A 1,015-nucleotide genomic window follows, 5' to 3' on the forward strand; every position below is an offset into this window, starting at 1 on the left:
CGGGATCGGGCCGTTCCAGCTGCCGTCATCGGGCGTCTCATCCTGATGGGAGCGGCGACGGTCGCGACGACGGTCGTCGTTACGGGCCTCGCGCGGTTCTTCCCGGCGAGGCTGTTCGCGCTGAACCTGCTCGCGGCGTGGTTCCTCGCGACGGCTGCGAGCGGGGCGCGCGCGGGGCGCGTCCTCGACCGCTTCGGCCGCCGGAGTGGCCTCGACGTCGACCTCGACCGGACGGGGGGCACGGTCGCGGCGGGTGCGGCGGGCGGGGCGCTCCTCTTCCGCCGGGGCGGGCAGTTCGAGCCGGTCGATCTTCTGGCCGGTCAGCTTCTCGATATTCTCAAGATTCTCGGCGTCATCCGGCGCGACGAAGGTATAGGCGGTGCCGGTCGCGCCGCCCCGGCCGGTGCGGCCGATGCGGTGGACATAATCGTCCGGGTGCCAGGGCGCGTCGAAGTTGAAGACGTGGCTGACGCCCTTGATGTCCAGCCCGCGCGCCGCGACGTCCGAGGCGACGAGGATGTTGATGTCGCCGCGCTTGAACAGCTCCAGCTCGGCCAGGCGCTGCGGCTGTTCCATGTCGCCATGGATTTCGCCCGAGCGGAAGCCGTGCTGCTTGAGCGACTTGTTCAGCTCGCGCACCGTCGTCTTGCGGTTGCAGAAGATGATCGCGGTGCGAACCTCTTCCTGCCCCAGCAGCTGGCGCAGGCGCTTGCGCTTCTCGAACGACTGGGGTGCGACCGGCACCACGAACTGGGTGATGTTGATGTTGGTCGAGGCGGGACGCGCGACCTCAATCGTCTTGGGATTTTCCAGGAACTTGTCGGCCAGCTTCTTGATCGGCGGCGGCATGGTCGCGGAGAAGAGCAGCGTCTGGCGCTGCTTGGGCAGCTTGGTGCAGATTTCCTCGATATCGGGGATGAACCCCATGTCGAGCATCCGGTCGGCCTCGTCGATCACCAGCATCGAACAGCCGGTCAGCAGGATGTTGCCGCGCTGGAACAGGTCCATCAACCGG

At 67.5% G+C, this 1,015-nt stretch carries 1 protein-coding gene; it reads right to left on the reverse strand.

The annotated features are described in order from the left end of the window. Window positions 1-1,015, reverse strand: a 1,015-nt coding sequence (locus U1700_RS15470) for a DEAD/DEAH box helicase (RefSeq protein WP_332753544.1), incomplete at both ends; no start/stop codon positions are given.

This window comes from Sphingomonas sp. RB1R13 (assembly GCF_036663775.1).
Classification (GTDB): Bacteria; Pseudomonadota; Alphaproteobacteria; order Sphingomonadales; family Sphingomonadaceae; genus Sphingomicrobium.